The following is a 13,219-nucleotide window of genomic DNA, read 5'->3' on the forward strand; positions in this document are numbered from 1 at the left end:
TCCCCGGCCTTTTTTATGCCGGCGCCTATTCCAGAGTTGCCTGCACGCTGGCGATGCCGATCTGCGCGCTGCCGTCGGCCAGGCGCACGTTGACGTTCTGGCGCGCCTGCAGCTGCGCCGGCGAGCGCACGATGTTTCCCTTTTCGTCGCGCAGGATGGCGTAGCCGCGCTCCAGGGTGCGCTGCGGATTCAACAGCTCCAGCTGCGCCGCCAGGCCGTCGAGGCGGTGGCGCCGCTGGCTGAGCAGCTGCGCCATGGAAGCGCCGCCGCGCCGCTGCATCTCCACCAGGCGCGCGCGCGGCGCCGCGACGTCAGGCCGCAAGGCGGCCCAGCGGCTGCGCAGGCGTTCCAGTGCGTACTGCGACTGGTTCACGGGCGCGCGCGCCGCGTGCGTCATGGCCGTGGACAGGGCCAGCAGCTGCAGGCGCTGCTGCCGCAGCTGCGCCTTCGGGTTGAGCAGGCGGCGGCTGTGGCGGTCCAGGGTCTGGGCCGAGTCGTCGAGGCTGCGGCGCATGGCGCGGCGCAGGTCGGCCGCATCGGCGCGCAAGGATGCCATCCAGTCGGCGCGCGGCGTGGCCGCCAGTTCGGCCGCCGCCGTCGGCGTGGCCGCGCGCAGGTCGGCCGCGAAGTCGGCGATGGTGAAATCCGTCTCGTGGCCCACGCCGCTGATCACGGGCATGGAGCAATCGGCGATCGCGTATGCCACGGCTTCGTCGTTGAACGACCATAAATCCTCAATGCTGCCGCCGCCACGGCACACCAGCAGCACGTCGCACTCGGCCCTTGTCGATGCCGTGCGGATCGCTTGCGCGATCTTTTCCGGCGCCTGCTGGCCCTGCACGGGCGTGGGATACAGGATGATGGACACGTGCGGCGCGCGGCGCTGCAAGGCGATCAGCACGTCGCGCAGGGCCGCCGCCTGCGGGCTGGTGACGATGCCGATGCTGCGCGCGAACATGGGGATGGCGCGCTTGCGCTCCTGGTCGAACAGGCCCTGCGCGGCCAGCTTTTCCTTCAGGCGCTGGAACGCTTCGTACAGGGCGCCCACGCCGGCGCGGCGGATGGTTTCCACGTTGATCTGGTAATCGCCGCGCGCGCCGTACAGGGTGACGAGGGCGCGCACTTCGACCTTGTCGCCTTCGCGCGGCGTGAAGCCCGCGTACTGGGCGCGGCCGCGGAACATCACGGCGCGCACCTGGGCGCCGTCATCCTTCAAGGTGAAATACCAGTGGCCGGAGGCGGCGCGCGTGAAGTTGGAAATCTCGCCGGCGATCCAGGTCAGGGGAAACGAGCGCTCGAGCAGGCGCGCGACGGCCTGGTTCAGGGCGCTGACGGTCAGCACGGGCGGGGCGGCAAAGCCGCTGTCAGTCGGGGTGTCGGTCATCATAAAGCTGGGGGCGGGAAGGGAACTGTCCACATATTATCGGCGAGGTCATGCTTATGTCATATATCGTGCAAAACAACAAGATCTATTTCTAAGTAATTGATTTCATGATGAATTCCCGTATGCCTGATTTGCGTGCACAGGAAAAAAATCCTTTAATATCAAGCACATCAGTGCCGCCCCTTCCACTTACGCACAAAGTTATCCACAGAAAGTGTGCGGAACTTTTTGCCTTGGACAAACGTTAGCGGACCGGCTCCTTTATTCCCATAAAAGTGCCTTGCTACATTTTTGCGCAAGGAAATAAAGTGCATAGGAATCAAGCGCTTAGTATGCCATGCATGGCCTTGCGCACAATCTTATCCACAAAAAATGTGCAGAACTCCCGCGCGGCGCTGGATTTATCCACCGGAATGCCCACGGCATGGCTTGCCTGAATTTTGCGCAGCATGAAAATAGCCATATAGATCAAGGGTCTAGCGTTCGACCGTGCGCCTTGCTCACAATCTTATCCACAGAATATGTGCAAAACCGCATAAACCGTTTCGTCTTTTCCTGGTGTTTTCCACGGCGCGAGCAGGCGCTTGCGCTGCCTTATTTTTCAGCATCGAAAAAAACTCCTTTAAAATCAATGCTCTTGCGTGGAGTCAATCGGCTTGCTCACAATCTTATCCACACTTTATGTGTGGAACTGCCTTCTCGGTGGAAAACTGTCCTTTTGCCGTGAAATGTGATGCTGAAAAGCGTGCTTTTCCGCCCTTGCTACATTTTTATGCAAGGCAATAAAAACGATATAAATCAATGTACTTAGCGCCTATCTTTGAGCTTGCGCACAATCTTGTCCACAGATTGTGTGCAGAACTTTGACGCTCCATCTGCCGCCGATTACGCGCTGCCTGCCACTTTTTTGCGCATCGACTTAATTTTCTTTAAAATCAATGACTTAATTGAATTTCACGGCTTTGCGCACAATCTTGTCCACAGTAAATGTGCAGAACTCTGCAAGTATTAATTTATTGACATTGACTACTGTCGATAAGCTGCTATGCCTGTATTTTGCGCAGCGCGATAATTCCCATGCAAATCAAGGGCTTGCATGCTGGACTTCATGCTTGCTCACAATCTTATCCACACAAAATGTGCAAAACTGTGCGCCGGCAGCGTGCTGGGGACAAGTGCCATGCAGGCGCCACTTGCCGCCGGCGCGGCAACGCGCTACATTGCGCCATTCCCGCGCGGACGTACAATCGGTCTTCGGCGCTCGGTACAATACAGGCTGTCCAGGCGGTCCATCGCCTTCCCTTTATCAGGAGTTTCTTTTGCTCGCTATATTTCAAGCCGCTGGCTGGCCCATCTGGCTGTTGTTGATCGCTTCCATCGTCGCCCTGGCCCTGATCATCGAGCGCCTGCTGTATTTGCGACGCGCCAAGATACTGCCACGCAAGCTGTTCGATGAAGTGGTGCAGGTATATCGCAGCGGCAAGATCACGCCGGACACGGTGGCCAAGCTGGAAGACAATTCGCCGCTGGGCGTGGTGCTGGCCGCCGCCCTGCGCAACGTCGACGCGCCGCGCGAGGTGATGAAGGAATCGATCGAAGAGGCGGGCAGCGGCGTGGCCCACACGCTGGAACGTTTCCTGACGACCCTGGGCACCATCGCCACCCTGGCCCCGCTGATGGGCCTGTTCGGCACGGTGGTGGGCATGATCGAGATCTTCGGCTCGCAAAACGCCAGCGGCTCGAATCCCGCCCAGCTGGCGCACGGTATCTCGGTGGCCCTGTATAACACGGGCTTCGGCCTGGCCATCGCCATGCCGACCCTGGTCTTCTACCGCCATTTCCGCGCCCTCGTCGACAGCTTCGTCATTGACATGGAGCAGCAAGCAGTCAAGTTCGTCGACATCGTCCACAGTGGCCGCAAATGAACTTCCGCAAAGGCAAGGGGCGTGAAGACCCCGAAATTAACCTGATCCCGTTCATCGACGTGCTGCTGGTGATCCTGATCTTCCTCATGGTCAGCACCACCTACAGCAAGTTTACGGAGCTGCAGATCACCTTGCCGACGGCCGATGCCGAGCAAGCCAAGGACAAGCCGCAGCAGATCGACGTCACCGTCGATGCCAAGGGCAATTACACGGTCAACCGCGAGCCGGTCTCGTTCCGCGACGTGGCCGGCCTGGCCGAGGCCCTGCAGGACGCGGCGAAAGCGGCCAACGGCGGCAAGGCGCCGGCGCAGACGCCCGTGGTGGTGGTCAACGCCGACCAGTTCGCCATGCACCAGATGGTCATCCACGTGATGGAAGCGGCGCGCCTGGCCGGCTATGAAAAGCTGACGTTTGCGGCGCAGGCGGGCGGCAGCAAGTAGGTCGGCTTAGCCGGAACGGCGTAAGCCGACACAAGCCGCAGCCGAGCATGTCGGATTACGCTGCGCCTGGCGGCGCGGCTAATCCGACCTACACCATTTTTACGTCTTCCTTCATGCCCACATCCTCCCCCGCCAAGCTTGAAACCACATTCACCCGCGCCTGGTTGTCGCGCGGCCCGCTGGCGTGCGCGCTGTGGCCCGTTTCCCTGCTGTTCGGCGCCCTGAGCGCCATCCGGCGCGGCCTGTATCGCGCCAACATCATCAAATCCGCGCGCCTGCCCGTGCCCGTCGTCGTCGTCGGCAATATCTTTATCGGCGGCACGGGCAAGACGCCGCTGACGATCTGGCTGGTGCAAGCCTTGCGCGAGGCGGGCATGCGCCCGGGCGTCATTTCGCGCGGCCATGGCAGCGCCGACCGGCTGCCGCGCGCCGTCACCGCCGCGTCCACGCCGCAGCAGGTGGGCGATGAGCCGCTGCTGATCTTCCAGCGCGGCGGCTGCCCCGTGATGGTGGGGCGCGACCGCGCGCAGGCGGGCAGGGCGCTGCTGGCCGCGCATCCGGACGTCGACGTGCTGGTGACGGACGACGGCTTGCAGCATTACGCCTTGCGGCGCGACGTGGAAATCGTGCTGTTCGACGGCCGCGGTGCGGGCAACGGCTGGCTGCTGCCGGCCGGCCCGCTGCGCGAACCGCCGCGCCGCCGGCGCGACGTGACGGTGATCAACGCGCCCGCGCTGGCGCCGGCGCTGGTGGACCAGGTCGCGCCCAAGGGCGGCCTGGTGGTGCAGATGCGGCTCGATGGCGATGTGGCCGAACGCTTGACAGACCGCAACGAGCGCATGCCGCTAACAAACCTGGCGGCCGGCGGCCAGCGCATCGTGGCGGCGGCCGGCATCGGCAACCCCCGGCGTTTCTTTGCCATGCTGCGCGGGGCCGGATTGGACTTCGCGGAACTGCCCTTGCCCGACCATCACGACTTTCTCGACCAGCCATTCGCCGCCCTCGACACGGATGTGATCTTGATCACCGAGAAGGATGCAGTAAAATGTGCGCAAATTGAATATCTCAAAGATGACCCGAGACTGTGGGTCGTCCCCGTCAGTGCGCGCATCGATAGCGCGCTGGCCCAACAAATTGTGGAGAAATGTCGTGGACGCTCGACTGCTTGATATCCTGGTCTGCCCTGTTTGCAAGGGTCCGCTTGAACACGATAAGAAGGCGCAGGAACTGATTTGCCGCGGCGACCGCCTCGCCTATCCTATCCGCGATGGCATCCCCATCATGTGGGCGGACGAAGCGCGCACCCTGCAAGACGCAGTGGAATAACGATGGCGTTCATCGTCATCATCCCGGCCCGCCTGGCTTCGACGCGCCTGCCGAACAAGCCGCTGGCGGACCTGGGCGGCAAGCCCATGGTGGTGCGCGTGGCCGAGCAGGCAGCCCTGTCCGGCGCCGCGCGCGTCATCGTCGCCACCGACCATGCATCCATCCGCGACGCCTGCGCCGCGCATGGCGTGGAAGTGTGCATGACGCGCAGCGACCATCCGTCGGGCACGGACCGCATCGCCGAAGTGGCGCGCACGCTCGATCTGCCGCCGGACGCCGTCGTCGTCAACCTGCAGGGTGACGAACCGCTGATCGACCCGGCCCTGCTGGCCGCCTGCGCGGCGCAGATCAGCGCCGCCGTCCCCATGGCCACGTGCGCCCATCCGCTGCACGAGGTGCTTGAGGCCTTCAATCCGAACGTCGTCAAGGTGGTGCTGGACAAGGCAAACCGCGCCTTGTATTTTTCGCGCGCCACCATCCCCTGGCACCGCGACGGCTTCGCCCAGTCCCGCGAGAACCTGCCGCAAGGCTACGTGCCGCTGCGCCATATCGGCCTGTATGCGTACAGCAATGCATTTTTGCAAACGTACCCCACGCTCTCCGCCTCGCCGCTGGAAGCGATCGAGGTGCTGGAGCAGCTGCGCGTGCTGTGGCATGGCTATGCCATCGCCGTGCATGTCACGGACTCGGCCCCGGCCGCCGGCGTGGACACGCCGGAAGATCTTGCCAGAGTACAGGCGCACTACCAGCACGCCACCTGAGAAAACACCCATGGCTGCCTTGCCCTGGACGTGTTTCAGGCGCCGTGCGTGCGCGAGAAAAATTTTATGCGGGGCCTGCCACAAAAAACCACATTTTGAAACACCTGCTTCGCTAATTGTTGGCTTTGATCAATCAGGGCATAGCAATTCGACAGCAAACTGGCGCTTCGGGGATTTTTTGTGGTAAGTTTCGTAGGGAAAGATAGCCATAGCAACATCATCTAAAAATAATTACACATACCACCATCCAAAATCTGTTTTTTAGGAACTTTTCAATGCGTCTGATACTTTTAGGAGCACCCGGTGCCGGCAAGGGCACCCAAGCTAACTTCATCAAAGAAAAATACAATATTCCACAAATCTCCACGGGCGACATGCTGCGCGCGGCGATCAAGGAAGGCACCGAACTGGGCCTGGCAGCGAAAAAGGTCATGGATGCGGGCGGCCTCGTGTCGGACGACATCATGATCGGCCTGGTCAAGAACCGCCTGCAGGAGGCCGATTGCGCCAATGGCTACCTGTTCGACGGCTTCCCGCGCACCATCGCGCAAGCGGACGCCATGAAGGATGCCGGCATCAATGTCGACTACGTGCTGGAAATCGACGTGCCGGACGCGTCCATCATCGAGCGCATGGACGGCCGCCGCAGCCACCCGGGTTCGGGCCGCGTCTACCACGTCAAATTCAATCCGCCCAAGGTCGACGGCATCGACGACATCACGGGCGAGCCGCTGATCCAGCGCGACGACGACAAGGCGGAAACGGTCAAGAAGCGCCTGGACGTGTACCACAACCAGACCAAGGTCTTGCTCGGTTACTACAATGACTGGGCCAAATCCGGCCTGCCAGGCGCGCCGAAATACCGCCGCATCGCCGGCGTCGGTCCTGTCGAGCAAATCCGCGACAGCGCATTTGCCGCCCTGGCGGAATAAGCAGTGTTTGAAAAGCGGACCTGAGTGTCCGCTTTTTTTGTGCCCGCGCTTCAGGCGGGCGCCGTATCGTTTTCGTGGTTCAGTTTTTTTTGCAGGTCGTGTTTTCCTGGCTGCGCGTGCCTACCCGGTGCGGTCTGCAGCTGTCGGCAATGACGTCGGATAAAAACAGAAGGGGACGATATGGCAGCCAGTTTGTGGTTTGCGGTAGCCTGCGGCGTGGTCGCAGTCATCTATGGTTTGGTGTCGCGTAGCTGGATCCTGCGCCAGGATCCCGGCAACGCGCGCATGCAGGAAATCGCGCTGGCCATCCAGCAGGGCGCGGCCGCCTATCTGGCGCGCCAGTACCGCACCATCGCCATCGTCGGCGTGGTGCTGCTGATCGCCATCTATGTGCTGCTTGGCCTGCACACGGCGCTGGGCTTCCTGATCGGCGCCGTGCTGTCGGGCGCCTGCGGTTTCATCGGCATGAATGTCTCGGTGCGGGCCAATGTGCGCACGGCGCAGGCGGCCACCCTGGGCATCAACCAGGCTTTGAGCGTGGCCTTCAAGGGCGGCGCGATCACGGGCATGCTGGTCGTCGGTCTGGGCTTGCTGGGCGTGACCCTGTTCTACTGGCTGCTGGTGAAGACGGGCGCGCCCGGCCTGACCCAGCATGACCTGATCAAGCCTCTGATCGGCCTGGCCTTCGGCGCCTCGCTCATTTCCATCTTCGCGCGGCTGGGCGGCGGCATCTTCACCAAGGGCGCCGACGTGGGCGCGGACCTGGTGGGCAAGGTCGAGGCGGGCATTCCCGAGGACGATCCGCGCAACCCGGCCGTCATCGCCGACAACGTGGGCGACAACGTGGGCGACTGCGCCGGCATGGCGGCCGACCTGTTCGAAACCTATGTCGTGACCCTGATCGCCACCATGCTGCTGGGCGCGCTGCTGATGGCCGAAGCCAGCAGCACGGCCATCCTCTATCCGCTGCTGCTGGGCGCCGTTTCCATCCTCGCCTCCATCGTCGGCTGCTCGATGGTCAAAACGGTGCCCGGCAAGAAGATCATGTCGGCCCTGTACACGGGCCTGTGGTGGGCGGCCGGCCTGTCGCTGGTGGGCTTTGCCGTGGTCACGTGGCTGCTGTGGCCCGACGACGCCATGCGCTACAAGATGCTGGGCGCCACCGTCGTCGGCATCGTGCTTACGGGGCTGATGGTGTACATCACCGAGTACTACACGGGCACGGACTTCAAGCCCGTGCGCCATATCGCCGAAGCGTCGACGACGGGCCACGGCACGAATATCATCGCCGGCCTGGGCGTGTCGATGAAGTCCACCGCGTATCCGGTGCTGGCCGTCTGCATCGCCATCCTCGTGTCGTACCAGCTGGCGGGCCTGTACGGCATCGCCATTGCGGCCACCTCGATGCTGTCGATGGCGGGCATCATCGTCGCGCTCGACGCGTACGGCCCCATCACCGATAACGCGGGCGGCATCGCGGAAATGTCGGGCTTGCCCGACTCCGTGCGCGCCATCACCGATCCTCTGGATGCCGTCGGCAACACCACCAAGGCCGTCACCAAGGGCTACGCCATCGGCTCGGCTGGCCTGGCCGCGCTGGTGCTGTTCGCCGACTACACGCACGCGCTCGAATCCGTGGGCCAGCACATCACGTTCGACTTGTCGAACCCGATGGTCATCGTCGGCCTGTTCATCGGCGGTCTGATTCCGTATCTGTTCGGCGCCATGGCGATGGAAGCCGTGGGCCGCGCGGCCGGCGCCGTGGTGGTCGAGGTGCGCCGGCAGTTCCGCGACATCAAGGGCATCATGGAAGGCACGGCGCGGCCCGAATACGACAAGGCCGTCGACATGCTGACGGCGTCGGCCATCCGCGAAATGATCGTGCCGTCGCTGCTGCCCGTGGTGGTGCCCATCGTCGTGGGCATGCTGCTGGGGCCGGCGGCGCTGGGCGGCCTCTTGATGGGAACGATTGTGACGGGTCTGTTCGTGGCCATTTCCATGACCACGGGCGGCGGCGCCTGGGACAACGCCAAGAAATACATCGAGGATGGCCATTTCGGCGGCAAGGGTTCCGACGCGCACAAGGCGGCCGTCACGGGCGACACGGTGGGCGACCCGTACAAGGACACGGCGGGTCCTGCGGTGAACCCCTTGATCAAGATCATCAATATCGTGGCCCTGCTGCTGGTGCCGCTGCTGCCGGCCACGGGCTGGCTGGCCGTCAAGGCGCCGGCACCCATCCACGCGCCCGCGCCGCCCATCCTGGCGCCGGCCACGCCGGCGCAGGTCTTGCCGGCGCAATAAAACCCGTGCCATCTCAAACAGCCCCGTGTCACGGGGCTGTTTCACGTCTTGCACATCAAAATTTCCTGGTTTTCATATCGTTCGGGCGGGGCTGGTACGGCGACCTGTGGTACCGCCATCCTTACGGACGCACGGTCGTGGTGCAGCCGCTGTCCGTCACGCCTCCCATATATGTCGAACAGGGCGGGGTGCCGACGGCGCCGATGTGCTAATACTGCCGCCATCCGCAAGGCTATTTTCCCTACGTGACCAGTTGCACGCTGCCGTGGCGCCGGCGTGGGAGCGGGCGCGGCCGACAGTTCCGCGTACGGCATGCAGCGCCGCGATGACTACGCCTACCAGCAATGCCTGTATGCGAGCGGCCACAAGGTGCCCGTCGCCGGGCGGATGCGCAGCAGCGTGCCGGCTGCCGCCACGCCGCCGCCCCGTGATTAGAACCGCGAGGTCAGGCCGACGAACATGCGCCGTCCCGGCACGTAGTAGTCGACCAGGCCGTCGGCCATCGGCCCTTTCTTGAACAGATTTTGCACGCCGCCGCGCACCGTCCACTGGGGCGTGACCTTGTACGACACGACGGTGTCGACGATGGTGTAGGCTTTGTCGGCCAGCTTGCCCGCGTCGAGTTCCTTGCCCGTGTACTGGGCCGACACTTCGCCGAACAGCTGGTCGTTGACTTGCCAGCCCAGCGCCGAATACCACGACAGCTTCGGCGTCGACAGCAGGTTGGCGCCCGTGGTCAGGTTTTTCGCTTCCGCCATGTAGGTGACGTTGTTACGCCAGTCCAGGTTTTTCGTCAGCGGGATGGTGGCCGTCGCTTCCAGGCCGCTGGTGCGCGCCTTCTGGATATTCGTCATCTTGGTCCACCAGCGCTTCTGGTAGAAACCCAGCGGCGCATAGTCGATCTTGTTCTTGAAATCCGTGTGGAAGTACATCAAGCCGACGTCCCAGCCATTCTGTTCCCACGCCACGCCGATCTCGCCGGCCGTGCTCGTTTCCGGCTTCAAGTCCGCATTGCCGGCCATGTAGCAGCCGCCCGTGACATAGCCCAGGGGCTTGAGGCTGCCGCAACCGCGTCCGCCCGACTGGGTGGCCGCCGCCGGCGAGTTTTCCTTCAGGCTCGGGGCGCGGAAGCCTTGCGATACGCCGCCCTTGATGGTCCAGGCGGGAGCAGGGTGGTACACGAGGTACAGGCGCGGGCTGTAATGGTTGCCGAACTTGCTGTGGTGGTCGAGGCGCAGGCCGGCCGTGGCCGTCAAGTTGTCGCGCAGGAACAGCTGGTCTTCCGCAAACAGGGCAGAGGTGGTGCCGGACAGGGTGGCGCCGCTGACGGGCTTGCCCAGGTAATCGGTCGGCACGGTGCCGATGGTGTCCGTATTCGTCAATTCCTGGTGCTTCCACTGGCCGCCCATCACCAGCATCTGCTCGATGCCGCCCCAGCCGACGCGCTTTTCCAGGCTGGCGTCGAGCGTGCTGTCCTTGGATTTCGCGATCGTGCCGACGACTTCGTTGTCGAAATCGTTGTGATACAGGTTCACCACGGCCTTGCCGAAGTCCCAGCGGCCCTCATAGCCGATGCTGGCGCTCTTGCGTATCAGCTTGCTCGCGCCCCAGGCGCCGAACAGCGGGTAGCCGTCCGCGTCGAGCGTGGTCGAATCCGTCGATTGCTGCTTGCCGTAGCTGGCGTCCAGCGACAGGTTCTGCTTCTTGTCCAGCGCCCAGTTCAGCTGGCCCGAGACAGTCTGGTTGCGTTCGCCGCCGATGCCGCCCGATTTGCCGATGGCCTTTTCGTCGGGATTCTGGCGCGTCTGGCCCACGCCCAGGCGCATGCCCACCGTGTCCGACAAGGGACCGGCCAGGTTCACGCCCAGCTGGTGCGCCGTGCCGCGGCCGCTGTCCTGCGGCTGCGTGTAATTGGCCGTGGCCGAGCCGTTCCACTTGCCCGGCACCTTGCGCGTGATGATGTTGATCACGCCGCCCATGGCGTCCGAGCCGTACAGCGAGGACATGGGTCCGCGCACCACTTCGATGCGCTCGATCATGTCGGGCGAGATCCAGTTCAAGTCCTGGCGGCTCAGGTCGGGACGGTAGGCCGTGTCGGCCGAACTGCCCACGCGCTTGCCGTCAACGAGGATCAAGGTGTATTTGTCGGGCAAGCCGCGCAGCTTGATCTTCGATTCCTCGCCCACCGGGCTGGTGCCGCCCGTCACGCCGGGGATGCGGCGCAGCAAGGTATTCAGGTCATACACGGGCTGGCGCTCGATTTCCTCGCGCGTGATGACGCTGATGCTGGCCGGCGCATCTTTGATGTCGATGGCCGTGCCCGATGCCGTGACCACCACCGTGTTCATGGTCGGATCGGCGGCCGCATTGCCTTCGGCCCAGGCGCTGCCGACGGCCAAGGACAGCAGGCAGGGCAGGAGCAGGGTGGCGCAATGGATGGGGCGGGCGGGCGTAACAGGATGAATGAATGCGGGACTACGCTGGATCATGGTGAACTTTCCGGATGTTGTTATTTCCTGGCTGCCTTCCGGGTGGCTCGGGTATGAATGAAAAGATAGTAAATTGCGCTCGAATTCCGCTAATGAGAATAAGAATCGTTCTTATTGTAATGCCATCCTGGCAAGAAGGAAAGTGCTGAAAGGAAATAAAACACCGTTGCAGCATGTGCGTGGCAGCCGCAGACGTGAGAGTGTTGCCCTCGCTGGCATTTGGCGCGGCGTGTGCCAATAATGAAAGCGGTAGGATCGATGCTGGGGAGGGGGTATGAAGAAGATGACAAAAACCATGCTGGCGCTGGCCGGCGCCCTGCTGCTCGCTGGCGGCCATGCCTGGGCACAGGAGCCGGCGGCGTCCGATGAACTGCCCGTGTGCCAGCTCGACCCGCGCGACAGCAGCAAGCTGGCCGTGGAACCGTGCCGCCCGGCGCCGCCCGTGCAGCCGCGCCGCGCCGTGGCGCAGGTAATCGGCCGCATGCCGGCACAGCCGGCGCCTCCCATTGTGCCCATCGCGCCCCTGCCGCCCGGCCCGGCCGTGCCGATGCCGCGCGCGCCGCAGCCCATCGGTGCCTGCGACACGGGCGGCTGCCGCGATGCCGCCGGCGCGCGCTACAACGGCGCGGGCAACGCCACGCTCGATGCGAACGGGCGCATCTGCCACCGCAATGGCGCTTTCATGCAGTGTTTTTAACCTTGCCAGTCGCCGGCGTTGCAAGTTTTCGCTCGGTGACGGCAAAAATGGCTACAATTGTCGCCGACATTACGTTTACGTAAACGTAATAGCGTAATAGCGTAATAATGGCATTGTGCATCAACCATCAGGCGCCGGGAACACGGCCCTTATCACTCAGGAGATTTCATGCAGATTCAGGACAATGTATTCATCATCACGGGCGGCGCATCGGGTTTGGGCGCGGCCACGGCGCGCATGCTGACGGCCGCTGGCGGCAAGGTCGTGCTGGCCGACGTGCAGACGGAGGCGGGCCAGGCGCTGGCCGCTGAGCTGGACGGCGTGTTCGTGCAGTGCGACGTGACGTCGGAAGAGGACGGCCTGGCCGTGGTGGCCGCGGCTACCAAGCTCGGTACCTTGCGCGGCCTGGTCAACTGCGCCGGCGTGGCGCCGGCCGTGAAGACCGTGGGCAAGGATGGCCCGCATCCGCTGGCCCTGTTCCAGAAGGTCGTCAACATCAACCTGGTGGGCACCTTCAATATGTGCCGCCTGGCGGCCGACGCCATGGCGAAACAGGACGCGACGGCGGAAGGCGAGCGCGGCATCATCATCAACACGGCTTCCGTGGCGGCCTATGATGGCCAGATCGGCCAGGCGGCCTACGCCTCGTCGAAGGCGGCCGTGGTGGGACTGACCCTGCCGATGGCGCGCGACCTGTCGCGCAACGGCATCCGCGTGATGACGGTGGCGCCCGGCATCTTCGAGACGCCCATGCTGCTGGGCATGCCGGCCGAAGTGCAGGATGCGCTGGGCAAGATGGTGCCGTTCCCTTCGCGCCTGGGCAAGCCCGGCGAATACGCGCAGCTGGTGAAAGCCATCGTGGAAAACGTCATGCTCAATGGCGAAACGATCCGCCTGGACGGCGCCATCCGCATGCAGCCCAAATAAGCGTGGCGTGATTTGATGTAGGATACCCCCGTAT

At 63.4% G+C, this 13,219-nt stretch carries 13 protein-coding genes; 10 read left to right on the top strand and 3 right to left on the bottom strand.

Going from position 1 to position 13,219, the window contains the following annotated elements; genetic code table 11:
- Positions 1 to 25: 25 nt before the first annotated feature.
- Positions 26 to 1,387, bottom strand: coding sequence for an exodeoxyribonuclease VII large subunit (xseA, locus tag AC0V2Y_RS08250; RefSeq protein WP_475415662.1), 1,362 nt, complete (start codon positions 1,385 to 1,387; stop codon positions 26 to 28).
- A 316-nt stretch (positions 1,388 to 1,703) separates the two neighbouring features.
- On the bottom strand, positions 1,704 to 1,835 hold the full coding sequence (locus AC0V2Y_RS08255; RefSeq protein WP_475415661.1) for a hypothetical protein: 132 nt from the start codon (positions 1,833 to 1,835) through the stop codon (positions 1,704 to 1,706).
- A gap of 868 nt (positions 1,836 to 2,703) precedes the next feature.
- Here AC0V2Y_RS08255 and AC0V2Y_RS08260 point away from each other — a divergent pair.
- The 8 genes from AC0V2Y_RS08260 to AC0V2Y_RS08295 all read left to right on the top strand — a co-directional run bounded on the left by AC0V2Y_RS08260 (position 2,704) and on the right by AC0V2Y_RS08295 (position 9,507).
- Positions 2,704 to 3,309 (top strand): MotA/TolQ/ExbB proton channel family protein, encoded by a 606-nt coding sequence (locus AC0V2Y_RS08260; RefSeq protein ID WP_070224614.1) that lies wholly within the window; start codon positions 2,704 to 2,706, stop codon positions 3,307 to 3,309.
- Positions 3,306 to 3,749, top strand: a complete 444-nt coding sequence (locus tag AC0V2Y_RS08265) for an ExbD/TolR family protein (protein WP_475415660.1) — start codon at positions 3,306 to 3,308, stop codon at positions 3,747 to 3,749. The genes AC0V2Y_RS08260 and AC0V2Y_RS08265 overlap by 4 nt, the downstream gene beginning before the upstream one ends.
- Positions 3,750 to 3,862: 113 nt before the next feature.
- Entirely contained in the window at positions 3,863 to 4,918 is a 1,056-nt protein-coding gene (gene lpxK / locus AC0V2Y_RS08270; RefSeq protein ID WP_475415659.1) for a tetraacyldisaccharide 4'-kinase, read from the top strand.
- A complete protein-coding gene (locus tag AC0V2Y_RS08275; RefSeq protein ID WP_475415658.1) occupies positions 4,899 to 5,075 on the top strand; it encodes a Trm112 family protein in 177 nt (58 codons plus the stop codon). Before lpxK ends, AC0V2Y_RS08275 begins: the two co-directional genes overlap by 20 nt.
- 2 nt (positions 5,076 to 5,077) lie before the next feature.
- Positions 5,078 to 5,836, top strand: coding sequence for a 3-deoxy-manno-octulosonate cytidylyltransferase (gene kdsB, locus AC0V2Y_RS08280; RefSeq protein WP_475415657.1), 759 nt, complete (start codon positions 5,078 to 5,080; stop codon positions 5,834 to 5,836).
- A 275-nt stretch (positions 5,837 to 6,111) separates the two neighbouring features.
- A complete protein-coding gene (gene adk / locus AC0V2Y_RS08285) occupies positions 6,112 to 6,768 on the top strand; it encodes an adenylate kinase (RefSeq protein WP_034782090.1) in 657 nt (218 codons plus the stop codon).
- Between the two features lie 180 nt (positions 6,769 to 6,948).
- Entirely contained in the window at positions 6,949 to 9,072 is a 2,124-nt protein-coding gene (locus AC0V2Y_RS08290; RefSeq protein WP_475415656.1) for a sodium-translocating pyrophosphatase, read from the top strand.
- Between the two features lie 276 nt (positions 9,073 to 9,348).
- Positions 9,349 to 9,507, top strand: coding sequence for a hypothetical protein (locus tag AC0V2Y_RS08295; RefSeq protein ID WP_475415655.1), 159 nt, complete (start codon positions 9,349 to 9,351; stop codon positions 9,505 to 9,507).
- Here the strand turns inward: AC0V2Y_RS08295 and AC0V2Y_RS08300 are convergent.
- The gene (locus AC0V2Y_RS08300) at positions 9,504 to 11,561 is read right to left on the bottom strand and encodes a TonB-dependent receptor domain-containing protein (protein WP_475415654.1); all 2,058 of its coding nucleotides are present in this window, start codon (positions 11,559 to 11,561) and stop codon (positions 9,504 to 9,506) included. The two genes, AC0V2Y_RS08295 and AC0V2Y_RS08300, sit on opposite strands and share 4 nt — an antisense overlap.
- A gap of 274 nt (positions 11,562 to 11,835) precedes the next feature.
- Here AC0V2Y_RS08300 and AC0V2Y_RS08305 point away from each other — a divergent pair, with 274 nt between their 5' ends.
- Positions 11,836 to 12,258, top strand: coding sequence for a hypothetical protein (locus AC0V2Y_RS08305; protein ID WP_475415653.1), 423 nt, complete (start codon positions 11,836 to 11,838; stop codon positions 12,256 to 12,258).
- A 168-nt stretch (positions 12,259 to 12,426) separates the two neighbouring features.
- The gene (locus tag AC0V2Y_RS08310; protein ID WP_034751723.1) at positions 12,427 to 13,185 is read left to right on the top strand and encodes a 3-hydroxyacyl-CoA dehydrogenase; all 759 of its coding nucleotides are present in this window, start codon (positions 12,427 to 12,429) and stop codon (positions 13,183 to 13,185) included.
- Positions 13,186 to 13,219 lie beyond the last annotated feature (34 nt).

It is taken from the genome of Janthinobacterium sp. BHSEK (assembly GCF_056174685.1).

Excerpts from the sequence above, each read along its gene's own strand:
- AC0V2Y_RS08310 (WP_034751723.1), top strand. The coding sequence starts at position 12,427 with ATGCAGATTCAGGACAATGTATTCATCATCACGGGCGGCGCATCGGGT.
- AC0V2Y_RS08300 (WP_475415654.1), bottom strand. The coding sequence starts at position 11,561 with ATGATCCAGCGTAGTCCCGCATTCATTCATCCTGTTACGCCCGCCCGC.
- AC0V2Y_RS08255 (WP_475415661.1), bottom strand. The coding sequence starts at position 1,835 with ATGCTGCGCAAAATTCAGGCAAGCCATGCCGTGGGCATTCCGGTGGAT.
- lpxK (WP_475415659.1), top strand. The coding sequence starts at position 3,863 with ATGCCCACATCCTCCCCCGCCAAGCTTGAAACCACATTCACCCGCGCC.
- adk (WP_034782090.1), top strand. The coding sequence starts at position 6,112 with ATGCGTCTGATACTTTTAGGAGCACCCGGTGCCGGCAAGGGCACCCAA.
- xseA (WP_475415662.1), bottom strand. The coding sequence starts at position 1,387 with ATGATGACCGACACCCCGACTGACAGCGGCTTTGCCGCCCCGCCCGTG.
- AC0V2Y_RS08305 (WP_475415653.1), top strand. The coding sequence starts at position 11,836 with ATGAAGAAGATGACAAAAACCATGCTGGCGCTGGCCGGCGCCCTGCTG.
- kdsB (WP_475415657.1), top strand. The coding sequence starts at position 5,078 with ATGGCGTTCATCGTCATCATCCCGGCCCGCCTGGCTTCGACGCGCCTG.
- AC0V2Y_RS08265 (WP_475415660.1), top strand. The coding sequence starts at position 3,306 with ATGAACTTCCGCAAAGGCAAGGGGCGTGAAGACCCCGAAATTAACCTG.
- AC0V2Y_RS08290 (WP_475415656.1), top strand. The coding sequence starts at position 6,949 with ATGGCAGCCAGTTTGTGGTTTGCGGTAGCCTGCGGCGTGGTCGCAGTC.